General features: G+C 40.3%; 18 protein-coding genes and 1 pseudogene. 9 read left to right on the top strand and 10 right to left on the bottom strand.

The window, feature by feature from the left end; translation table 11 throughout:
- Positions 1-154: 154 nt before the first annotated feature.
- A pseudogene (locus L0B70_RS00905) lies at positions 155-2484 on the top strand (ATP-dependent helicase).
- A gap of 208 nt (positions 2485-2692) precedes the next feature.
- Here L0B70_RS00905 and L0B70_RS00900 read toward each other — a convergent pair.
- The 3 genes from L0B70_RS00900 to rlmH all read right to left on the bottom strand — a co-directional run bounded on the left by L0B70_RS00900 (position 2693) and on the right by rlmH (position 4438).
- A complete protein-coding gene (locus L0B70_RS00900; RefSeq protein WP_235142449.1) occupies positions 2693-3076 on the bottom strand; it encodes a DUF3037 domain-containing protein in 384 nt (127 codons plus the stop codon).
- A complete protein-coding gene (locus L0B70_RS00895; RefSeq protein WP_235142448.1) occupies positions 3063-3842 on the bottom strand; it encodes a HipA family kinase in 780 nt (259 codons plus the stop codon). Before L0B70_RS00895 ends, L0B70_RS00900 begins: the two co-directional genes overlap by 14 nt.
- Positions 3843-3964: 122 nt before the next feature.
- Complete coding sequence (gene rlmH, locus L0B70_RS00890; protein ID WP_235142447.1) at positions 3965-4438, bottom strand: 23S rRNA (pseudouridine(1915)-N(3))-methyltransferase RlmH; 474 nt, start codon at positions 4436-4438, stop codon at positions 3965-3967.
- 30 nt (positions 4439-4468) lie between these two features.
- On the opposite strand from rlmH, the gene L0B70_RS00885 reads away from it, so the two are divergent.
- Positions 4469-5470, top strand: a complete 1002-nt coding sequence (locus L0B70_RS00885; RefSeq protein ID WP_235142446.1) for a YihY/virulence factor BrkB family protein — start codon at positions 4469-4471, stop codon at positions 5468-5470.
- A 26-nt stretch (positions 5471-5496) separates the two neighbouring features.
- Here the strand turns inward: L0B70_RS00885 and nhaA are convergent, their stop codons facing one another.
- Both nhaA and L0B70_RS00875 read right to left on the bottom strand, forming a co-directional pair.
- Positions 5497-6690: a Na+/H+ antiporter NhaA gene (nhaA, locus tag L0B70_RS00880; protein ID WP_235142445.1), complete on the bottom strand. Its 1194-nt coding sequence runs from the start codon at positions 6688-6690 to the stop codon at positions 5497-5499.
- A 15-nt stretch (positions 6691-6705) separates the two neighbouring features.
- Positions 6706-8910, bottom strand: coding sequence for a bifunctional (p)ppGpp synthetase/guanosine-3',5'-bis(diphosphate) 3'-pyrophosphohydrolase (locus L0B70_RS00875; protein WP_235142444.1), 2205 nt, complete (start codon positions 8908-8910; stop codon positions 6706-6708).
- Between the two features lie 406 nt (positions 8911-9316).
- On the opposite strand from L0B70_RS00875, the gene L0B70_RS00870 reads away from it, so the two are divergent.
- Positions 9317-11806, top strand: a complete 2490-nt coding sequence (locus L0B70_RS00870; RefSeq protein WP_235142443.1) for a T9SS type A sorting domain-containing protein — start codon at positions 9317-9319, stop codon at positions 11804-11806.
- Positions 11807-11958: 152 nt separating this feature from the next.
- On the opposite strand, the gene L0B70_RS00865 is transcribed toward L0B70_RS00870, so the two are convergent.
- A complete protein-coding gene (locus L0B70_RS00865; protein WP_235142442.1) occupies positions 11959-12405 on the bottom strand; it encodes a hypothetical protein in 447 nt (148 codons plus the stop codon).
- Between the two features lie 166 nt (positions 12406-12571).
- On the opposite strand from L0B70_RS00865, the gene dacB reads away from it, so the two are divergent.
- On the top strand, positions 12572-13945 hold the full coding sequence (dacB, locus tag L0B70_RS00860; protein ID WP_235142441.1) for a D-alanyl-D-alanine carboxypeptidase/D-alanyl-D-alanine-endopeptidase: 1374 nt from the start codon (positions 12572-12574) through the stop codon (positions 13943-13945).
- Positions 13946-13963: 18 nt separating this feature from the next.
- A complete protein-coding gene (locus L0B70_RS00855) occupies positions 13964-15130 on the top strand; it encodes a HAMP domain-containing sensor histidine kinase (protein ID WP_235142440.1) in 1167 nt (388 codons plus the stop codon).
- A gap of 95 nt (positions 15131-15225) precedes the next feature.
- Here L0B70_RS00855 and L0B70_RS00850 read toward each other — a convergent pair whose 3' ends face one another.
- Positions 15226-16836, bottom strand: coding sequence for a M1 family metallopeptidase (locus L0B70_RS00850; RefSeq protein ID WP_235142439.1), 1611 nt, complete (start codon positions 16834-16836; stop codon positions 15226-15228).
- 112 nt (positions 16837-16948) lie between these two features.
- Here L0B70_RS00850 and L0B70_RS00845 point away from each other — a divergent pair, with 112 nt between their 5' ends.
- From L0B70_RS00845 to L0B70_RS00830, 4 genes are all read left to right on the top strand, one after another.
- Positions 16949-17974: a glutaminyl-peptide cyclotransferase gene (locus L0B70_RS00845; RefSeq protein WP_235142438.1), complete on the top strand. Its 1026-nt coding sequence runs from the start codon at positions 16949-16951 to the stop codon at positions 17972-17974.
- 103 nt (positions 17975-18077) lie between these two features.
- A complete protein-coding gene (locus L0B70_RS00840; RefSeq protein WP_235142437.1) occupies positions 18078-18842 on the top strand; it encodes a hypothetical protein in 765 nt (254 codons plus the stop codon).
- Positions 18843-18932: 90 nt separating this feature from the next.
- Positions 18933-19547 carry a deoxynucleoside kinase gene (locus tag L0B70_RS00835; protein ID WP_235142436.1) on the top strand — a complete coding sequence of 205 codons (615 nt, stop codon included), beginning with the start codon at positions 18933-18935 and terminating at the stop codon, positions 19545-19547.
- Between the two features lie 29 nt (positions 19548-19576).
- Positions 19577-19924 (top strand): ArsC/Spx/MgsR family protein, encoded by a 348-nt coding sequence (locus L0B70_RS00830; protein ID WP_235142435.1) that lies wholly within the window; start codon positions 19577-19579, stop codon positions 19922-19924.
- 13 nt (positions 19925-19937) lie between these two features.
- Here L0B70_RS00830 and L0B70_RS00825 read toward each other — a convergent pair whose 3' ends face one another.
- The 3 genes from L0B70_RS00825 to L0B70_RS00815 all read right to left on the bottom strand — a co-directional run bounded on the left by L0B70_RS00825 (position 19938) and on the right by L0B70_RS00815 (position 21905).
- On the bottom strand, positions 19938-20831 hold the full coding sequence (locus L0B70_RS00825) for a TIGR01777 family oxidoreductase (RefSeq protein ID WP_235142434.1): 894 nt from the start codon (positions 20829-20831) through the stop codon (positions 19938-19940).
- Positions 20832-20842: 11 nt separating this feature from the next.
- Positions 20843-21151, bottom strand: a complete 309-nt coding sequence (locus L0B70_RS00820) for a DUF493 domain-containing protein (RefSeq protein WP_235142433.1) — start codon at positions 21149-21151, stop codon at positions 20843-20845.
- Positions 21152-21218: 67 nt separating this feature from the next.
- Entirely contained in the window at positions 21219-21905 is a 687-nt protein-coding gene (locus L0B70_RS00815; RefSeq protein WP_235142432.1) for a DUF4197 family protein, read from the bottom strand.
- Positions 21906-21982: the final 77 nt, after the last annotated feature.

The raw sequence follows: 21982 nt of genomic DNA, 5'->3' as shown, positions 1-21982 counted from the left end.
TTTTTAATTATAAATGTCACATTTACAAAAATGATGCCTTATTCTTTCCATAAGTCAAAGTTTTCCAAATGATTTCCTTTTTTTTCGCAAGCACTCTTCTGAGGGAAAAATCCCTAAAAATTTCCGTAAATTTACCACTCAATTTTTTGCACTTATGGATTACTTGAAAGGATTAAATGAAGCCCAATACGAAGCGGTAACCTCACTGGAAGGACCATTAATGGTTCTTGCCGGCGCCGGTTCCGGCAAAACGCGCGTTCTCACCATGCGGATTGCCCACTTGATTACCAATCTTGTGGATCCGTTTAATATTTTGGCGCTCACCTTTACGAACAAGGCCGCTAAGGAAATGAAATTGCGTATCGCCAAAGTGGTGGGCGACAGTGAAGCCAGAAGTCTGTGGATGGGAACTTTTCACTCCGTTTTTGCGCGCATTTTAAGAAGTGAGGCGCACTATTTGGGATACTTCCGTCCAACTTTACGATTTATGATTCGCAGGATTCTTTAAACGTGATCAGAAAAGTTTTAAAGGAGCTCAATATCGATGCAGATCTTTATAAACCAAAAAAAGTTCAGGCGCGGATTTCAAATTATAAAAACAATCTTATCACCGTAAAAGCATATTTCAACAATCCCGAATTGATGGAAGCCGACGAAAAGGCGAACATGAAACACATCGGACTGATTTACCAGAAATATGTGGATGTCTGTTATCGAAATGGCTCTATGGATTTTGATGATTTGTTGTTAAAAACCAACGAACTTCTCACGCGGTTTCCGGAAGTGTTGGCCAAATATCAGGACCGTTTTCGCTATATTTTGGTGGATGAGTACCAGGATACGAATCACTCGCAGTATTTAATCGTGAAAGCACTGGCTTCCAAATTTGAAAATATTTGTGTGGTGGGCGACGATGCCCAATCCATTTACTCCTTCCGTGGTGCAAATATTTTGAATATTTTAAATTTTAAAAAAGATTATCCCGACGCGCAAACGGTGTCGCTGGAACAGAATTACCGTTCCACCCAAAATATCGTTAATGCAGCAAACGTGGTGATTTCCAAAAACCTGCAGCAATTCAAAAAAAATGTTTTCAGCGATAACGAGGAGGGCGAAAAAATAAAAGTGTACCGCTCACTTTCCGACGCCGATGAAGCGAGTTTCGTAGCGTCCAATATCTGGGAACTTCACAATTCTGCACAGAGAAAATTTACAGATTTTGCCATTTTATACCGAACCAACTCTCAAACCCGAGCGTTCGAGGATGCGCTGCGCCGAAAAAATATTCCCTACCGCGTTTTTGGCGGACTTTCTTTCTATCAAAGAAAAGAAGTGAAAGATCTCGTAGCTTATTTGCGTTTATTGGTGAATGAGAATGACAGCGAGGCTTTAATGAGAGTCATCAATTATCCCGCCCGCGGCATCGGCGAAACAACGCAGAACAAACTGATTGTTTTTGCGGATTCCCAAAACATTTCCGTTACGGAAGTCTTGGGAAATCTGGGGTTTTACGCACCGCGACTTAATCTCAACAATGGAATTTTAACAAAGCTCTCGGATTTTTGGTCTATGATCAAAGCCTTTCAGGTACTTTTGAAGGAAGAAAATGCCTACAATCTTACGATGGAAGTGGCAAAAAGAAGCGGACTTATTAAGTTTTTTAAAGACGATCAGACGCCGGAAGGAATTTCCCGCGTGGAAAATGTGCAGGAACTTATGAACTCCATGCAGGGTTTTATAGAAGAACAGCAGCAAATTGAAGATGGTGATCCGTCGCTTTCTAATTTCCTCGAAAATATTGCACTTTCTGCGGATATCCAAACTGATAAAAATGACGATACAGACAAGGTTTCTTTGATGACGATTCACCTGTCCAAAGGTTTGGAGTTTCCCATCGTGCATTTGGTTGGTCTGGAAGAAAATCTTTTTCCAAGTTTTATGAGTTCCTCCACGCGCGAAGAAGTGGAAGAGGAACGCCGTTTGTTTTATGTGGCATTGACGCGGGCCGAAAAACAGGCCTTTTTCTCGTACGCCATTTCGCGTTTTCAGTGGGGAAAAATTACGGATGCGGAGCCGTCGCGCTTTTTAAGCGAAGTCGATTCTCAGTATTTGGAATTCATCAATCCGGCGCTCGAAAGTCGGTTTGTCAATCATAGCGGAATCACGTCGAATATTTTTGATGATTTGCCGAGCGAGCCTCGCTTTTACAAAAAGAAAGACGAAAAGAAATCGCTGCAGCGAAATGAACCACTTCCGATTCCGCAAAATCTAAAACCTGTAGCCACGGCAAAGATCATCAATCCAAGCGGAAATTCTTCGCAGGATATCGAAGTAGGCGATAAGGTTCGTCACGACCGTTTTGGCGTAGGGGAAGTTATTTTTCTGGATGGAACCGATGCGCAGAACATCAAAGCAAAAGTAAAATTTCAGCACGAAGGCGAAAAGAATTTGATTTTAAAGTTTGCGAAACTGACGAAAATTTAATTGTTAGTACTATAATCGGTTTTAAAATTGAAAAAACTTTAAAGCATCTCGCAAATTTTTAACGCGAAGTCCGCTAAGATTTATTGCGAAATAGTCTGCTTTTGACTGTTTTGTAGAGTTCGCAAAGGCATTTCATTTAGCAAAGGTCAGAGCAATATTAGTAACAATACGAAAGACACAGGAACATCGTAAAAGCAGTGTTCCTTTTTTATTTCACCAACTCTTCAAACAACCTTTCAAAAGTGGCATCCAGATCTTTTGTTTTTCCGGGATGAGGCCGTGAGGTTTGCACCACCGAACTCCGCACCGCCGTCAGCCAGCGGAATCTTTCTGGAATTTCGAGGTGTGCGATTTCGCCGCCGTCTTTCGCGCCGTTCGCTACTTTTTCGAAACTTTCGAGGTTTTGCTGCAAAGCTTCAAAATCTACTTTACAGTTCATCAACTCAAATTTCTTTGGACAAATGCTAAAAGCGATGCGGATGTATTTGTGCTTTTTCGAAAACATCACCAAACCGATATTGAAGAACTCTTCGCGCTCCACCTTTGGTACAAAGCGGATCACGGCGTATTCGTATAATTTATCCTCTTGCATTTTGGGCTTCGTTTAAAAAGATTTCGGAATTAGCTAATCTTGTTTTCAGGAATTGAAAATAGATTTCTCTTATTTCTGCGGGCGATTCTTCCGCATCATTCCACTGCAGCCAGTCTTCGGGGATGAGGTTGACGAGACTGCGGAAAAATTTGTCGTCCAGTTTTTCTTTCGCAAATTCATCGGCTTCCGCGAGTTTTGTAGCTTGCGGCAGCAGCACGTGATCTTTCACATATTTAAACGGAGTTTTCGCTGCGGCCTCAAAATTTTGCCAGGAATGATGAAAATAAAAGGAAGCGCCGTTATCGATCACCCACAGTTCTTTGTGCCACATTAACAGATTTGTATTCTTGAAAGTGCGGTCGATATTCGTAATAAAAGCATCCAACCAAACAATTTTCGACGCAAGCAGGTCATCAACTTTAACGGAGGAATCATAAGCTATTGCGCCGGAAAGAAAATGCAGGCCCAAGTTAAGACCTTCCGAAAATTTAAGCAGATCCTGAATTTCCTCATCAGCTTCCATTCTGCCGAAATCGACATCCAGATTCGCGAAAACCAGTTCCGGCACGGGAAGACCCAATTTTTGTGCGATGATTCCGCCCAACAGTTCGGAAATCAACATTTTCACGCCATGTCCGGCGCCACGAAATTTCAAAACATATTTAAAATCATCGTCGGCTTCAGCCAAAGCCGGAAGCGAACCGCCTTCGCGCAGAGGCAAAATATAGCGCATCACCGTAACCGTGCGCAAACATAGATCGTTCATAGGTCGCAAAAATACGAAAAAATTGATGTGATAATTTGTTGATTTGAAAATGTGGTGATTTGCGGATTTTTTTGCTTAAAACTGAATTCTTCAAAGAACTCAAGACGGAAACTCATTAAAAATTAATCGTTGTGATACGGTTTTCCCTGCAAAATCTGATCGGCGCGGTAAATTTGTTCGACAAAAAAAAGGCGGATCATCTGATGCGTGAACGTCATTTTTGAAAGTGCCATCTTTTCGTTTGCACGTTCGTAAATTTCCTCGGAAAAGCCATAAGCGCCCCCAATAAAAAATGAAACCTTTTTTACAGAAGTGTTCATCCATTGGTCGATTTTGGTGGAAAATTCGCGGCTTGTAAACTGCCTGCCTTTTTCGTCGAGAAGAACAACGTAATCTGAATTATCGGTTAGGCTCAGAAACAATTTACCTTCCTCTTTTTTTAAAAGTTCCGGCGAAAGATTTTTCGCGTTTTTCACATCCGGAATTTCGGTGATCTCGAAATTCCAGTGTTTGGGCAAACGGGTTTGGTAATATTTGATGAGAGTCAAAATTTCCTTATCATCGGTTTTTCCAATGCATATCAGATTAATTCGCATTTGTTATCTTTGTGCTGCAAATATAGATTAATGGGCCTAAAGACACCTAAATTCCTCCTCAAAATCCATGAATTTCTAAATGATCTTCACATTCCTGTTTTAGGAATTTCTCTTTGGGAGATGTTTGAAGTTTACGGCAAAGGCGTATTTAAAATGCAGATCGGCCGTATTGCCGCGAGTATTTCCTGGAGTTTCTTTCTGAGCCTTTTTCCGTTTATTCTCTTTTTTCTGTCGCTTTTACCGTATTTGCCACACTACGACAAACTTCAGTTCTATATTTTTGAGGTGTTGATGCATAATATCTTTCCCTCACACATCCAGCGGGATGTTTCGGGTTATATTAAGGAATTCATCATTCCCAACATGAAGAATATCAGCAATCTGACCATTATTTTTGCGATGGTTTTTGCGGTAAACGGCACGCATTCCCTCATCAACGGCTTTAATTTAAATACCAATTTGCAGCGCGGCGCCGTGAAGGAATATTTGGTCGCGTTTGTTATTACCATTGCTTTTATTTTACTCGTTGTCGCATCTTTACTGGGCGTTTATTACAGTGAAGTGGTGTTGAAACTCTTTACACCGCAAATAAATATTTCCTGGTTCGTGGATAATCTGTCGAAAATTATTGGATTTATCTCTTTTCCGATCTTCTATTTTATATTGCTGGCGCTTTTCTATTGGGTGGGATGTCTTAAAATCACAACATTCAAGCAGGCAATGCCCGGCGCGGTGCTGACCACCGTTTTATTTATGCTGCTCACTTATCTGTTTGCGATTTACGTTAAAGATTTCGCGCGGTACAATGTGCTTTACGGCTCCATTGGTTCGATTATTCTGGTGATGGTTTGGGTGAATATCAATATCATTCTCATCCTCTTAGGAAATGAGTTGAATATTGCGATCAAAAAAGTTCGCGTAGAGAAAATGATTGCGGACGAAATGAAATCGAATGCGTCCAATTATGGTTCCGAAATACTGCCGGATTTTAACCCAAGAGAAGATTCCCACACATTTACGGTGAAGGACTGATTACAAGTGACTGATTAAACGTTTTTTTATGCGTCAAAGGTTGAATTTCGCGCACCGTTCTGTTTGCGTTTACCCACAACTTTCAGCAGGGAATATCCTGCAATCCCGGAAATAATCGAGGCGATAAGAATGGCAAACTTGGCTTCATCCTGAATTTCCGGATGGTTTTTGAAGGACAGCAGGGCGATAAAAATCGACATCGTAAAGCCTATTCCTGCCAACATACCGGCGCCCAACATCTGACTCCACGAACTGTTATCCGGCAGGCTGCTGATTTTTAATTTAATAAAAAGCCAGGAGAAAAGATTAATTCCGACGACTTTACCCAAAAATAAGCCCAGAATAATACCGTAGCCAAAATTGCTGAAAAGATGATCGACCATTCCTTCTTTAAATTTAATGTTGGTATTGGCCAGGGCAAAAAGTGGCATTATTAGGAAGTTTACGGGAAGATGAAGTTTCTGCTCCAATTTTTCGAGGGGCGAAATTTCGGTGACCGAAGAATTTGTGGGAATTGTAAAGGCCAGCAACACTCCCGCAATTGTGGCGTGAATGCCCGAATGATGCATAAAATACCACAGAAAAATCCCTGGAATAATGTAAAAAATATGCTTTTTAAAATTTAAAAAATTCAAAACAACTAAAAGAGCTACCATCAGCGCACTTAGGCCTAAAAAATTCCAACTGATCTGATCCGTATAAAAAACGGCAATTACAAGAATAGCACCCAGATCGTCCACAATTGCCAGTGCGGCCAGAAATATTTTAAGCGACAACGGAACTTTGCGGCCCAGCATTGAAATGATCGCCAAAGAAAAGGCAATATCGGTCGCCATCGGGATGGCCCAACCTTTCGCATAATCGGTTCCCTGGTTAAAAGCGTAGTAAATTAAACCCGGAACAACCATCCCGCCAACCGCAGCAAAAATGGGTAATGAGGCACTTTTAAAGGTGGAAAGTTCGCCTTCTACAATTTCACGTTTAATCTCCAGACCAACGAGCAAGAAGAAAACAGCCATTAAACCGTCGTTAATCCAAACGCTTAACGAATAATTGAGATGAAAGATTTCGGTGCCGATTTTTTGGTCCAATATCTCCTGAAATGCCGCGCCCAAAGAGGAGTTTGCAACCATCAGGGAGACGCCAACGCAGAGAATGAGCAGAATCCCGGAGGATTTCGAACTGTGGAGAAATTTTCTGAAATAATCGGTGATGAGCATGAATTTTTTTACGGATTAAAGACGTTTAACGCGCGAAACGCCATTGATGTTTTTGAGCTGTTTGAACGTTTCTTCCAGCTGACTTTTATTTTTTACTTCGAGCGTAATGGTTCCCAGGAAAATGCCGTTGTTAGATTCAATCGACATGCTTTTCATATCCATAATCATCGAATTACTAATGACTGCCGTAATATCGTTGATCATGCCCATGCGGTCCAAACCTTCGATCTCGAATTTAATACGGTTTTTAAAGCTTTCTTCGTTCACCCATTTCGCCGGCAGAACACGGTAATCGTACTGTGCACGCAGATTAATGGCGTTGGGACAGCTGTCGTGATGAACTTTGATGCCATCGGAAATGGTGATGAAGCCGAAAATCTTATCCCCTGGAATCACCGTGCAGCATTTCGCGAAGGAGTAATTCATTTTTTCTTCGTCTTTTCCGAAAACGATCATATCGAGATTTGTCTCCGGTGTCTCGACGAAAATTTCATTTTTGTTTGGAGATTTACGGAAACGGTTCAAAATATTTCCAAAAATACCTTTTCCTTCCGTATAGCGTTTAATGTCGCCCGTGTCGAGATTGCCGTTTTGAAAACTTAAAAATAATTCCTGCGAAGTTTTCAGATTGAAAAACTTCTGCATCTTATTAATTTCCTCATCATTAAAATTAAGTTTCGCATGGCGAATTTTGCGCTGTAAAATTTCTTTGCCTTCCTCGACCAGATGATTGTTTTCGGAATTGAGAATGGCTTTAATTTTTGATTTCGCTTTCGAAGTGACTACAAAATCCAGCCAGTCTGCTTTTGGCTTTTGGTTTTGCGAAGATAAAATGTCGATCTGATCGCCATTTTGCAAAATGTAGGAAATCGGGACAAGTTTGCCGTTCACTTTAGCGCCAAGACATTTTGTTCCTAAATCGGAATGTACGGAAAAGGCAAAATCCAGGGCGGTGGAACCGATGGGTAATATTTTAATTTCACCTTTGGGCGTAAAAACAAAAACTTCTTTGGAGTAAAGATTAAGTTTAATGTTGTCTAAAAGCTCGGTAGTGGTAAGTGACTGTTGATTTTCCAAAACCTCCCGGATTTCTGTTACCCAGGTTTCGAAGTTTTTCTCATCAGAACTCTGTCGAAATCCTTCTTTGTATTTGTAATGCGCTGCAACGCCTTTTTCAGCGATATCATCCATCCTTTCGGAACGGATTTGTACTTCAATCCATTTTTTGTCCGGCCCCAGAACCGTGAGATGCAGACTCTCGTATCCGGTAGACCGCGGTTGCGAAATCCAGTCGCGCATTCTTTGCGGATTGCTGTGATAAAGATCGGTAACAATGGAATAAATTTTCCAGGCCAAAAATTTTTCGTTTTTTGCATCCGATTTATAAATGATCCGAATGGCATAATTGTCGAAAACCTCATCGAAAGTAACACCTTGTTTCAGCATTTTCCGAAAGATCGACGATATGGCCTTTGCCCTTCCTTTGATGGTGAAATTAAGACCTTCTTCGTCCAACTGTTCGGAAACCTCTTTTTTAAATTCTTCAACGTATTTTTCCCTGCTTTCTTTAGCGAGTTCCAATCTTTCAGAAATGTCAATATAAACTTCCGGATTGTTAAATTTTAAGGAGAGATCTTCCAGCTCCGATTTAATATTATAAAGACCAAGGCGGTGCGCTAATGGTGCGTAAATGTAAACCGTTTCGGAGGCAATTTTTTTCTGTTTATCGGGTGTCATGCTTTCCAGCGTACGCATGTTGTGAAGCCGGTCTGCAATTTTAATTAAAATAACGCGGAAATCCTCAGAAAGTGTAAGCAGGAGTTTTCGATAGTTTTCGGACTGAATAGAAATGTTTTGATGGTTCATCACCGAAATTTTGGTGAGTCCATTTACGATGTCGGCAATGGTTTTACCGAACATCTTTTTGAGATCTTCGTACGTATAATCCGAATCCTCAATCACATCGTGCAGTAGTGCACAGGCGATGGAAGTGGCACCTAAGCCAACTTCATTGGCAACGATTTTTGCAACCTCAATAGGGTGGTAAATGTAAGGTTCGCCGGTTTTTCTGCGTTGATCTTTATGAGCGTCCAAAGCAATATCAAACGCTTTCCGAATGACCTTGTTCTGGTCCTCATCCAAAGTCCGGTACGTATTCGAAATTAAATCCTTGTACCGCGCGAGAATTTCTTTGTTTTCCTGTTCTAAATCGTAAACCATTAAAAATGCCAATTAAGACACGAAAATAAGAAAAAAATGCGAGTTTATTGGCTTTTCAGGCGATTATTTTTCAATGAAATAGGAGCTAAAGTTGGCTTTTTCTGGTGCAACTTTCTTTTCTAAAATTTTATAAATAAAAATTTAACAATGATTTTAAGTCATTTTTTATCAATCAGTTATGAGCAAAAATTCATTTTAGCGAATGACTTTCGAAAAATAACGATAAATATTAAGGAATTCGATAAGATTGGAATAGTTTATTATTATTTTAAATATTAGACCGCGTTTATTTTATGATCATTGTGTGTAATGATAATGATCTTTAAAATTTTGATAATTTATTTTGGTAAGTTCATCAGAAAGTTTGTAATTTTATTTTCATAAATCCCAAAACACATTTTACATTATGAAAAAACTTTACTCCGGATTAGGAATTATTTCGATGATTCTCTTCTCCAATTCTGCTTTCTCTCAAAAGAGAATCAGCACCGATCAAATGAAGCCTGTCTTCGACAAGTTAGACCAGTTGGGCAAGCAAAATCCTGCGGGTGTTTATCCGCTTGATAAATTGACGAAAGAAGAATTTTCGCTGTACAAAGCTTACGAACTTCAGCAGCAAAGCGACAAAAGTACGGTGAAAACCTATCCTTACGGAATTACTGAAGTCGATTTACAGACAAAAATTTTGCAAAGTCAGGTACAGCCAATCTTGAATAAGATTAAGGATTTGGGTGATTCGCCGCTAGCTTTTCCGGAACATCTTTTTACCCCGCAGGAATTGAAAATTTTGCGAATCTACGAACTGCAGCATCTGAAAACTCCGAAAAAAGGCGCGGCGTCGACCTCCAAACTTTTGGATAAAGCGTACACCTTAAATTCCAGAAACGCGGCCAAGCCCTTTGGTACCATGCCTTTGGTACCACCGCATACCGTAACGGTAACCGGAAACATTACGAACGTAATTTACGCAGATGATGTGGCGGGTGATGGTAAACTTTACGGTTTAGATAATACGGGCAGATCTTTGGTTCGGGTAAAAAATAATGGAGCCGTGGAAATTGTTGGTGGTCTGGTGAACATTCCTGTTGCCTCTACATTGAGTGGTCTCTCCTGGAACAGTACGACCGGTAAAATGTATGCAATAGCAGGAGTCGAACTCTATACGGTAGATTTGGCGACCGGTGTTGCCACCCTCGTTGCACCCATTACAGGAATGACCACCCCAATATGGATAGAAATTGATAATGCCGGGAATGCTTTTTCGGCTGACATTACTACCGATAAATTATATTCGGTTAATTTAAGCACCGCAGCAGCTACTGAAATTGGAAACCTGGGCGTTAATCTCCAGTTCGCGCAGGAGGCAGATTTTAACAAAGAAACCAACCAACTTTATATGGCTTCTTACACCGGCGGTGGCGTTGGGGGAATCTACACCATCAACACGTCCACGGGTGCGGCTACGTTGGTAGGAGACACTACAGTCGACAATGCAGAATATACCATGTTTAGTATTGCAAACACTGTGGAACCGGTTCTTAATAAGGCATTCGTTAAAAATTCTTACTCCGTTAATCCTGTGGATTTTGGTACAATTCCTTTAACGCCGCCTCATACTTTCACGTCGATCAGTCCACTTGCGTTGACTATTTATGCAGACGATCTGGCCGGGGACGGAAATCTTTATGCCCTGAACGCCGGAAATAATAATTTAGTAAAAGTGTACAATAATGGAAGCGTTGTAAATGTAGGACCACTTACAAATTTGCTTAGTGGTGATACCGCTACAGGACTTTCCTGGAACAGAGCAGACGGTAAAATGTATGCAGCTTCTGCCAATTCCGCGGGAACTGTAGGAACACTGTATACCGTTAATTTATCTACGGGCGCACTTACCGTGGTTGGAACAATGAGTGGAATGACGCTGCCGATTTGGCTTGAAATTGATAATTCCGGAAATGCCTTTGCAGCGGATATCACCACCGATAAATTATATTCCATTAATCTGGCAACCGCAGCAGCAACAGAAGTGGGTAATTTGGGTGTTAACATTGCGTTTGCACAGGAGGCAGATTTTAATACATCCAATAACGTCCTTTATATGGCCGGTTATATTGGTGGTGGAGTTAGTAATATTTATACGGTGGATACCACAACTGGTTTGGCAACGGTGGTTGGGCCAACTACCGGAAACGAGTTTACGATGTTCACCATCGCAGATACGCTGCCGGATGCGCCGATTATTCCACCGTTAACCTGTGGAGATACTTTCTTAGATTCCGGCGGTGCTGCAGGTGATTATTCCAATAGTGAAGATATTATTTATCATTTTGCACCAACAACTCCGGGAGATGGCGTGAAAATTACATTTACGCAGGTAGAAATCGAGACTTCAACTACCACAGGAAGCGCTGGCGGATGTTGGGATTATTTATCTTTCTATAATGGTCCAAGCATCACTTCTCCCGTTCTAGCTGCTGTAAAATGTGGAGAAACCGGTAAATCGCCGTCAGTGGCCACAAGTTTACTGTCTGTTGGCGATTCGTTTACTTCCACAGATCCTTCCGGCGAATTAACGGTAAGATTCCGTTCCGATTCCAGCGTACCAAAAGCAGGTTGGTCTGCCACAGTAAGTTGTGCGGTTTTGGCTGTAGATAATGTAAATGCAAGTAAATTCAGCTATTATCCAAACCCGACCACGGGCATATTAAATATCAGTGCGTCCGGAAAAATTGATAATGTTGATGTTTACAATGTGGTCGGACAAAAAGTTTTGAGTTTTGCGCCAAATGCCGACCGCTCAGAAATTAATATGTCTGCCTTGCCGAAAGGCCTTTATTTCGTGAAAGCACTTGTTAACGGACAAGTCATTACCAATAAAGTGATTAAAAAATAAGAGCAGTCCTTATCGGTGTATTGTAAAATTTACATCAAAAATAAACCCTTCAGTACTTGAAGGGTTTATTATTTTGTAGCATTCCGTATTTTCAATTCAAAAATTACATCAAGGAAAAAAAATCGTTGGGTTCTGCGTGGCAAATAGAAACTTCAATTGCCGTTGTTTTTTCCAAAGAAAACCTCGGCGTTCATTCCCCGGGTTTGCCCGCGATGTCTAATTTCAGGGGACGAATAAATTTCCGATTTTGCGCGGAGCGAAACAATTCTTTTGAGATAGCGAAGGGAGTGCGCATCTTTAAATTTGATGTTTTCAATAAGGTTTTGGTGGATCGCCTCGTTGTCGGAAAAAACTTTTTTAACCTTTTCTCTGCATTCCGCATCGTTTACTTTTACGCTTACCACAAAACTGTCGTCGTCGAGTTTTGTGTTGTCTTTAAAAAATGATTGCCATATGGAAGTTTTAATTTCCTTTGAAATATGATCGTCGTGCAGATACATAATAAATTCGTCATCACGGAAACCTGCATTCTCTAAGTCTTCAGAAATTTTCCTGGACTGTCGTTGGCTTCGGAACAAGCCTGTGATTATTGCTGCCATAATTTCGTATGTTTAAATATTCCTTACAAATTTTACGAAAAAAATATGAATTAGGCAAGTTTTAAGCCGTCGAATTTCCGTGTCAAAACGCTTTAATCGTCTTTCTTACATGGTTTCGTAATTTCCTAAAAAGATTATTTCGTTATATTTGAAAATAAAAAAGCACATGAACAAACTGCTTCCGTTTCTCCTTCTGATTTCTCAGGTTTTTTCCGCCCAAAATATTGCTCAAAAACTGGATGCAGCGACGAAAAGTCTTCTAGGCAGTTCGGCGGCATATTCCGCCAACTTATCTTTTTATGTGGCAGATGAAGCAGGAAACTTTATCTACGAATATCAGGGAAACACAGGTCTTTCAACCGCTTCAACACAGAAGATTTTTATGGCGGCTGCGGCGCTGGAAACTTTAGGAAAAAATTACCAATATACCACCACCGCTTCCTTTTCCGGAGAAGTTTCGAGCGGAAACCTCTCCGGCAATCTTTTCATCAAGTCGAATGGTGATCCCACTTTAGGAAGTTGGCGGTACGAAAACTACAAACCTGAAGATTTTAAAGCAAAATTAGTTCAGGCCTTGAAAGCGAAAAACATTACTAAAATTTCGGGAGATTTAATTATTGATGATTCTTTCTTTGATTTCCAGACGACGCCCGGAGGTTGGCCCTGGAATGATATGGGAAACTATTATGGCGCCGGTGTTTGGGGCGTCAACTGGCGGGAAAACCAGTTCGATCTTCACATGAACGGTAAAGAAATGAAAGGCACAAATGTCGATTTACCAAACGTAAAATGGGTGAATAAAGTGAAAACAGCCGGCAGTTCCGACCAAAGTTTGGTTTTTACGGCACCCTATTCCGACGTCGCCTACATCAGTGGAACGCTTCCTGCAAAATCCCTTACCGTGTCGGGAGCCACGCCTAATCCGCCTTTGACTTTCGGAAGCGAAATAAAAAGCTGGCTGAAAGAGGCGGGTATTCAATTTAACGGAAACGTAACGTCTACTTCGATGCAGGAAATTCGCGGCGAAAAATTAACGTACGCGCCGGAAAAAAACAGTATTTTGGAGTATAAATCTCCGACTTTGGATAAAATTATTTATTGGTTTATGCGTAAAAGTGTCAATTTTTACGGCGAAACTTTAATTAAAACTTTAGGAAAAGAAAAGAAAAACGAAGGCAGTTTTGAGGCCGGAGTTGCGTATTTGAAAGAATTTTGGAAAGGCAGAGGTATTAATCCGGCAATGATCAATTTCGCTGACGGCAGCGGATTGTCTCCGCAAAATTACGTGTCGGCAAGAGCTGAAGTTCAGTCGCTGCTGTGGAGTAGGAAGCAGCCCTGGTTTAACGATTTTTTTGAAGGTTTTCCCACGCAGGGAAATGGTATGACAATGAAGAGCGGTACCATGAAGGATACCAAATCTTTTGCGGGATATCACACTTCAACGCAGGGTAAAAAATATGTTTTTGCCATCATCATAAATAACTATCAAAGTTCCAACAGCAGCGACGCGCTGTATAAAGTGCTGAATGTTTTAAAATAACTGCCCGAAAAATATTTTATGAAACGCAGAAGTTTTCTTTCGAAAATAAACAATTGGGTCATCTACATTTTGCTCACGTTGGCGGTAACGGGCGTTGTGGTCGCATCTGTCGTACTTATTGATTATCTTCGAAAAGAGGAAATTAAAAGGATCGAGCTTTTTGCCACCGCGTTAAAATATCAGCAGGAAGAGATCATTCAGGATCCCATCACTTTTGATCTGCTTTTACAAATAAGCAAGACCAACAACACAATTCCCGTAATTGTAACCGATAAATACAAAAAACCACTGGGTCCAGACCTGCAGAAAAATATTCCCGAAGAGGTTCAGCAAGATCCAAAACGGATCGCGGCCTTGCTGCGTAAGATGGAAAGTTCCTATAAACCTATTGAACTGCAGATGCCCGATGGAAACAACCAGTACGTCTTCTATACGAACTCCAACTTATTGAATAATCTGCGCTATTCACCTTACATTTTGGGGTCACTTATTTTATCTTATATTTTCTTTTCCTTTTGGTTTTTGCGGACCATCAAGAAAACCGATGAAGGGTATGTTTGGGCAGGTTTGGCAAAGGAAACTGCGCATCAAATAGGCACGCCGCTATCCTCGATGATCGGCTGGATTACCATTCTGCGCATGGAAAACGAAAACAGCGAAGGCGTAAAGGAAATAGAAAACGACATTAACCGCCTGAGAACGATCTCGGAACGTTTCTCGAAAATTGGCTCCGTGCCCGAACTTAACGACCTGAATATTAACGAAACTTTGCAGCAAAATTATGATTATTTAAAATCGCGCATTTCGAAGAAAGTTTTGTTCCGTCTTATTCTTCCCAATATGGAAATTTTGGTTCCACATAACCGGATCCTCGTTAGCTGGGTTATGGAAAATATTGTGAAAAACGCCGTAGATTCCATGAAGGGCGAGGGACGATTGGAAATTGAACTGTACGAAAAAAACAGATACACCATTATCGATTTTAAAGATACAGGCGCCGGCATGACGAGTTATCAGGCACGAAACGCTTTTAAACCGGGTTACTCTACCAAAAAACGCGGTTGGGGGCTGGGCTTATCGTTGGCAAAAAGAGTCATTAAAGAATACCACAATGGCGATATTAAGATCGCCCAAACGGAGGTGGGAAAAGGCAGTACTTTTAGGATCATGATTAAAAATTCCTAGATTTATTTTCCGGCGTTTGTATCTGAGAAGGATGAATACTAAATAGGAATTTTTGCAAAAAGAAGCTTCGGCGCCGCAGGCGCCGAAGCTTCTAATTATTGCGAAACGTAATTCACGTAATAATTTTCATCAAAAACAACCGGATCACCAGATTTCAACTTTACGGTTTGCCATTGCGTTGTCGGATTAATGTGATCCTTATTCTTTAAAATCAAAGGCAATTTAAAATTCTCAACCACATTGCTGTACCGAAATTTCAGCGAATTGCCCGCCTGTTGAAATTCTAAAACCGGAATTTTTGTGGTCCTTAAATATTGGTTGAAAACCGAAGAAAAATCGATTCCGGATTTTTGGGAGATATAGTCTTCCACTTGTTTCGTCGTGACCGTTTGATGGTAAAAATCTTTATTTAAACCCCGAAGGATCTGGCGGAATTTTTCATCGTCGTTTATAACCTGGCGAATGGTATGAAGCATATTTCCACCTTTATTGTACATATCGCCGCTGCCTTCGTTTCGCACGCCATATTTTCCAATCACGGGTTCATCATTCTGCACTGTTTTCCGCGTTCCGATCACATATTTTTCCGCGGAGGCTTTGTCCATATACTTTTCCGTGAAAAGCGTTTCCGAGTAATTCGTAAAACTTTCGTGAATCCACATATCCGCCTGATCTTTCGCGGTGATGTTATTGGCAAACCATTCGTGGCCGCTTTCGTGAATAATGATGAAATCCCAGTTTAAACCCACGCCTGTTCGCGACAGATCGCGCCCTAAATAGCCGTTTTCGAACTTATTTCCGTAGGCTACGGAACTTTGATGTTCCATGCCGAGATAAGGACTTTCGACGATTTTATAAGAATCTTCGTAAAAAGGATACGGTCCGAACCAATATTCGAAAGCTTTCATCATCGGTTTTACCTGCTGAAACTGCTTTTTTGCTTTTTCCAGATTATAATCCAGAACCCAATAATCCAGATCGAGCTGACCTTTTTCACCTGCATAAGTTTCCTTAAAATTAACGTATTTCCCCACGTTTGGCACAATAGAGTAGGCGTTGATAGGATTTTTTACCTCCCACGTGTAAACGTTTTTATCTTTCCCGGAGGTTTGAGAAATGAGTCTTCCGTTTCCTACGCCCACCAGATCTTTCGGCGTAATAATTTTCATCACCATACCATCATCGGGTTCATCGCTCCAGATATCTTTGATCGGAAGCCAAACCGACGCACCAATGCCTTCTTGCGCGACAGACATCCAAGGGTGTCCGTTGTCATCATTTTTAAAAACCCAGCCGCCGTCCCAAGGTGCATTTTTCGCGATCGTGGGATTTCCGAAAAACTGAATGGTGAAGTAGTGCGTTTCACCTTTCTTATAATTTTTGTTTGTTTCAATAAATATAAAATCGCCGTCGCGCTTTGAAGAACACAGCTTCTCCGCAGAATCGATGATTTTGTAATTCATGGGTTGCTGAAGATCGATCTGAAAAACGGGATTTACCACGTCTTTTATAATTTCAAATGTTATTTTATTCGTCCCGGAAACCGAACGTTTCGCGAAATCAGGCTCTACGGAAATCTCATATTTTTTAACATCCCAAAAATTTCGAAACTGCGTATCAGAACCCTTTAAAGAATCCTGTCTGGTGAAATTTTGCGCCGATGCGACTCCGGAAATTAAAATGAGGTACAGAAAAGGTTTTTTCATAGTAATTAAGATATCAAACAAAGATAATTATAATTTGCTTTAAAATTTTTACGCCATAAACTTTGAAGATCGGTCTCGTTAAAAATCAGTATTTTTGAAAAAAATTTTTTAAATGAAAATCAGAACACTTATAGCACTTCTTGCCTTCACTCTATTAGTTTCCTGTAACAAAGACAAGGAGATTTTGAATACGCTGAACAACTACAACCTTTCTATGGAAGCCACAGGTTACCATTTTGGCGACAAGTTGGATTTGCCAAAAGAAGTCACCGATAATGCCGAAAGTATTTCGATCAGTTTCGGGGATAAAGAAACTTCAAAATTAATCGTTGATCCGAAATTTTTCACTTTGGGCGATAATGCAGTCACTTTTGTCATCAGGAAAAAGGGCGGCGAAACTCTTAATCAGGATGCCACCATCAATGTTTTTGCGAAGAATCCGGAGGCGGTTTTAAATTACGAGATCATCAAAGAATATCCGCACGATCCGAAAAACTTTGTTCAGGGTTTTCAAATCGAGGGCAATACAATTTACGAATCCGATGGGCAATTAGGAGAGTCCAGAATTTTAAAATATACCTTAGGAAGTACAACACCGCTGGCGGAAACTCGGCAGCCGGAGAATGTTTTTTCAGAAGGTTGTACAATAATTGGGGACAAAATTTATCAGTTAACCTGGCAGAACAAAAAAGGTTTTGTGTATGATAAAAATTCGTTGAAGTTACTTAGCGAATTTCCTTATCCGAATGTAATGGGCGAAGGTTGGGGCTTAACGTATGACGGCAAAGATCTCGTCGCTTCGGACGGAACGAAAAACCTTTATTTTTTAGATGCTGCTGATCCTTCGAAAATGAAGCGCTATATTTCTGTAGCCGGAAGTTCTGAAGTTTATGACTCGATTAACGAGCTGGAATATCATAACAGTTTTATTTATGCCAACGTCTGGCAAAAACCTATCATCTTAAAAATTGATCCCGCTACAGGTGAGGTTGTCGGAAAATTTGATTTTAGTGCCATTGCGAAAGAAAATACAAAAGATGAGACGAACGACGTGTTAAATGGAATTGCATTTAAAGGCGATAACATGCTTGTTACCGGGAAATTGTGGTCCAAAATTTACGAAGTGGCGATTAAATAAGTTTTTTATGCAAGAAGCTGCTTAGATTTGAAATAGTTTGATAGTTTCTGAATGTTTTCTGACGCTCTCTCTTAAAACAGAACCGATTCAAAAATAAATGTTGATGAAATTGTTCAAATATCTCTTTCTGTTTCTCTTCTTTACCTGTTCACTTTCTGCGCAGAAAAATATGGCGTTCGATTCTTTGCAACTGCGGGAAGTTCAGGATCTGTTTGCGGATGATTACGGAAATATTTACCTCTACAAAAACAAGGATTTCAGTTTTACGAAGTACGATTCTCTTGGAAACCAGAAAGGCAAGTTGATGTTGACGCTGCCTTTTAAAATACAATCGGTGCAAAATCCGCTGAACATTCCGTCTTTTTCCGAAAATGCGCAGGAACTGAAGTTTTTCGACCAAAATTTAAATGAGATTCAAAAAGTGAATTTCCGGCAGAAATTTGGGTTTATAAAGATGGTTTACGCGGAAGATCTTCAACAGCTATGGCTGCTGGATGAAAGTACAAAACGTCTTATTCAGTATAATTTTCGCGAAGACCGCGTAATTAATTCTTATCCTTTTGATATTGATTTTGAAAAAATCGTCGATTTTTTAGTATTTGAAAGTAAAGTTTATGTTTTAAGTAAAAGTAATTTTACGATTTATAATTTTTCCGCGGAAAAAATTCTCGAAATTCCAGGTGCCGATGGAAGAAAGATCCGGCGGGAAAATCAGAATATTTTAATTGTTGGACGAAACAAAATTGAGAAATTGGATGATCTCACTTTCAAAACCGTTTTCTCTGCGGAAATGGCGACAATTGTGGATAAAAACTCCGCAGCATATTTTGTTATCCAAGCCAACAAACTTTATCTTTACCGACCCTAATCGGAAAAGCAGAAAGCTTAAACTTTCACTTATTATCGGCGGTTTTGGGACTGCTTTCAAATTAATTAATCATCAATTACAAAAAGGAAAATGCACATTGCAATCACAGGAAATATTGGCGCCGGAAAAACAACTTTAACCACCATGTTAGCAAAACATTACGGTTGGGACGCACAATTTGAGGACGTAGATCATAATCCATATCTGGAAGATTTTTACGCCGATATGAGCAAATGGAGTTTTGCCCTGCAGATTTATTTTTTGGGAAGCCGTTTTCAACAGGTGAAAGAAATTCGCGACAGCGGAAAAAATATTATTCAGGATCGAACTATTTATGAAGATGCGCATATTTTCGCGGAAAATCTGAACGATATGAATCTCCTGACGGATCGCGATTTCAATAATTATTCCTCAGTTTTCAATTTGATGAAGAGTTTTGTTTCGGCACCGGATTTGCTCATCTACCTGAAATCTGACGTTCCCAATTTGGTGAAGAAAATTTACAAACGCGGACGCGAGTATGAGGCCACAATCAGCATCGAATACTTATCTAAACTCAACCAAAAATACGAGAAATGGATTTCTGGATATCAGGAAGGAAAACTCCTCATCATCGAAGTTGACGATTTAGATTTCGTAGAAAGACCACAAGATTTCGGTTTAATATTAGAGAGAATCGAAACCCAGTTACACGGATTGTTTTAAGTTATTTCACCTTCAAAAATCATTCAGTCATGATTAAAGTTCTGCACAATAATGTCTGCTCAAAATCCAGGTCGATTTTGGAGCATCTGGACGAAAATAATGTCGCTTTTGAAATAATAGATTTCGTGGAAAATCCTTTAACTGCAATGGAATTGAAGACCGTTTTAAAGAAGCTTCATATGCCTGCAAGTGAGGTGGTAAGGAAAAACGAACCGCTTTATAAAGAAAAATTCGCCAGTCAGGAGCTTTCAGAAGACGAATGGATTGCGGTTTTATTGGAAAATCCTTCCCTAATTCAACGTCCTATTCTTATTAAAGGTGAAATTGCCATGATCGGCAGACCCATTGAAAATGTGAAATTCTTTATTGATAATTAATTTGTCGTACACTTTATACGATATTATCAAACGCTTCTTGAAGTTCACCAAATCTAAAATCAAATCCCTGCGATTTGATTTTTTGGTTGGAAGCGCGTGTGCCTTCTAAAATAACAGAACTCATTTCGCCAAAAGCGGTTTTTAATACAAAGGTTGGGACATTGACTGGAAGGAAAAATTTATGGGCGGTTTTCGCTAATTTTTTCATGAAGATTTCATTCGTCGGCAGATCATCCGCCACGGCGTTATAATTTCCTTTGATCTCAGGGTTTTCCACGGCTTCTACATACATATCGACCAAATCATCCAAATGAATCCAGTTCATCCATTGTTTTCCCGAACCTACGGCGGAACCGATATTCAGATCAACAGTTTTTTTCAGAAGCGGAAGAGCGCCGCCGTCTTTCGCTAAAACAACCGCCGTCCGCAGACAAACTATTCTTTCGGCAATATCGGCAAACCGGTCCGCAGCTGTTTCCCAGTCTTTGCAAAGGTCAGCGAGAAAATCGTGATGAACGATGCCGTCATTTTCTGTTAAAATTCGGTCGGACGTGAAAGTGCCGTAATAATTAATTCCGGAAGCTGAAATAAAAGATTTTAAATGAACGTTGGTTTTTTGGCAATATTCTTTAAGAAGATTCGCGGAGTCGATGCGGCTCGAGAAAAGTTCCTTTTTATAGCGGTCGGTCCATCTTTCGCTGATATTGGCGCCGGCAAGGTGGATGATGCCGTTTAAGTTTTCAAACGCTTTCTTGTCGATGGTTTTATTTTCTAAATCCCAATGATATTCCAGTGGCTTTCCGGATGTTTTCCGCGTAAGAATTCGCACCTCATGGCCGTTTTGCCGAAGCTTTTCTACTAAAGGTTTCCCGATGAGACCCTTTCCGCCGCTAATTAAAATATTCATTTAGATTTTTGCTAAAGCATGATGACGCCGGGAATTTTCCCCACTTCTTTGTAAATTTTGATAACCTGATCGGCATCTAAAACAAAGGCGTTGATACTGATGGACGTATACTTTCCGTTTTTGCTGTCACGCGTTTGTAACGTGAATTTTATATCGTCGAAAACCCGAAAAATTTCGGTGTGTTTTGATTCATCATTTGTAATAATAAATTTGTACAGATAGTCTTCGGGAAAATTATGAGTGGCTTCTAATTTCTCTTTCAAAGAAGCATAAAATTCTTCAGGGTTTTTTTCACCCTCTTCACCTATAATATTAAGCATGTTTTAATGATTTTATATGAAAAGAATTCCGAGTAGACCGGAATTCAAATATAGTTAAAAATTTTTTTTATTGATTTATTCCGCGCAGCGAATTCATGATAGCACTGGAGTTTTGCTGCTCGTGATTTTGAATGATGTTGAACAATCCGTTTACCATTTGTTCCGAAGCAAACCTGCTGATTCCACCCGTTACAGAACTGGTCGAGTTTTGACCACCCAGTAATCCTCCCAATAGGTTCGACCCCGCCAACGCGTTGTTTAAGGTTTTTACGATACCAAATTCATTCAGCTTTGCATCAACTTTAGGAGCGATGGCTGCCATAAGTTGCTGAGATGTTTTTTCTTTTAAAATCTGCGTAGCGACACCCGTGCCGCCCTGCGCAATCCTCGCGGCGTCCTGCGCCGTTAAACTGTTAACTGCATTAATTAAAATGGGCCGGGAAGTCTCAACGGTAAATTGTGCGGCCTGAGCGATATATTCTTTTTCTTTTTGAACCAAATTGTTCAACCCCAACTTTTGCAAAGTGTTGTTAACATCCCGTAACTGTTGTGGCATTGCCGCATCGATGAGCTGATTGGATAAAAAACTGTCTTTATTGCTGAAAATATTAAGTCCTTTTGTAATTCCACCTAATAAAATTTGTTTCAAAACAGCCAATCCAACGCTGGAGGTAGCAAGGGCGACGCAGGATTGCGTGGTAGTTCCCAGTGTTACCACGGCCATGGTGGCCACTAGTATCGTATTTCGTTTCATGATTGAGATTTTGTAATTGTATAAGGCGAACATTCTCAAATATCAAGCCAATTGCTACAAACCTGTTTTAACAGAAA

Source organism: Kaistella sp. 97-N-M2 (assembly GCF_021513235.1).
Lineage (GTDB): Bacteria > Bacteroidota > Bacteroidia > Flavobacteriales > Weeksellaceae > Kaistella.
The sequence above is the reverse complement of the archived record's forward strand: the minus strand, read 5'-3'. Positions and strand labels throughout refer to the sequence as shown.

Bases quoted from the DNA above. Each gene is read 5' to 3' on its own strand.
- L0B70_RS00900 (WP_235142449.1), bottom strand. From the start codon at position 3,076: ATGCAAGAGGATAAATTATACGAATACGCCGTGATCCGCTTTGTACCA.
- L0B70_RS00895 (WP_235142448.1), bottom strand. From the start codon at position 3,842: ATGAACGATCTATGTTTGCGCACGGTTACGGTGATGCGCTATATTTTG.
- rlmH (WP_235142447.1), bottom strand. From the start codon at position 4,438: ATGCGAATTAATCTGATATGCATTGGAAAAACCGATGATAAGGAAATT.
- L0B70_RS00885 (WP_235142446.1), top strand. From the start codon at position 4,469: ATGGGCCTAAAGACACCTAAATTCCTCCTCAAAATCCATGAATTTCTA.
- nhaA (WP_235142445.1), bottom strand. From the start codon at position 6,690: ATGCTCATCACCGATTATTTCAGAAAATTTCTCCACAGTTCGAAATCC.
- L0B70_RS00875 (WP_235142444.1), bottom strand. From the start codon at position 8,910: ATGGTTTACGATTTAGAACAGGAAAACAAAGAAATTCTCGCGCGGTAC.
- L0B70_RS00870 (WP_235142443.1), top strand. From the start codon at position 9,317: ATGAAAAAACTTTACTCCGGATTAGGAATTATTTCGATGATTCTCTTC.
- L0B70_RS00865 (WP_235142442.1), bottom strand. From the start codon at position 12,405: ATGGCAGCAATAATCACAGGCTTGTTCCGAAGCCAACGACAGTCCAGG.
- dacB (WP_235142441.1), top strand. From the start codon at position 12,572: ATGAACAAACTGCTTCCGTTTCTCCTTCTGATTTCTCAGGTTTTTTCC.
- L0B70_RS00855 (WP_235142440.1), top strand. From the start codon at position 13,964: ATGAAACGCAGAAGTTTTCTTTCGAAAATAAACAATTGGGTCATCTAC.
- L0B70_RS00850 (WP_235142439.1), bottom strand. From the start codon at position 16,836: ATGAAAAAACCTTTTCTGTACCTCATTTTAATTTCCGGAGTCGCATCG.
- L0B70_RS00845 (WP_235142438.1), top strand. From the start codon at position 16,949: ATGAAAATCAGAACACTTATAGCACTTCTTGCCTTCACTCTATTAGTT.
- L0B70_RS00840 (WP_235142437.1), top strand. From the start codon at position 18,078: ATGAAATTGTTCAAATATCTCTTTCTGTTTCTCTTCTTTACCTGTTCA.
- L0B70_RS00835 (WP_235142436.1), top strand. From the start codon at position 18,933: ATGCACATTGCAATCACAGGAAATATTGGCGCCGGAAAAACAACTTTA.
- L0B70_RS00830 (WP_235142435.1), top strand. From the start codon at position 19,577: ATGATTAAAGTTCTGCACAATAATGTCTGCTCAAAATCCAGGTCGATT.
- L0B70_RS00825 (WP_235142434.1), bottom strand. From the start codon at position 20,831: ATGAATATTTTAATTAGCGGCGGAAAGGGTCTCATCGGGAAACCTTTA.
- L0B70_RS00820 (WP_235142433.1), bottom strand. From the start codon at position 21,151: ATGCTTAATATTATAGGTGAAGAGGGTGAAAAAAACCCTGAAGAATTT.
- L0B70_RS00815 (WP_235142432.1), bottom strand. From the start codon at position 21,905: ATGAAACGAAATACGATACTAGTGGCCACCATGGCCGTGGTAACACTG.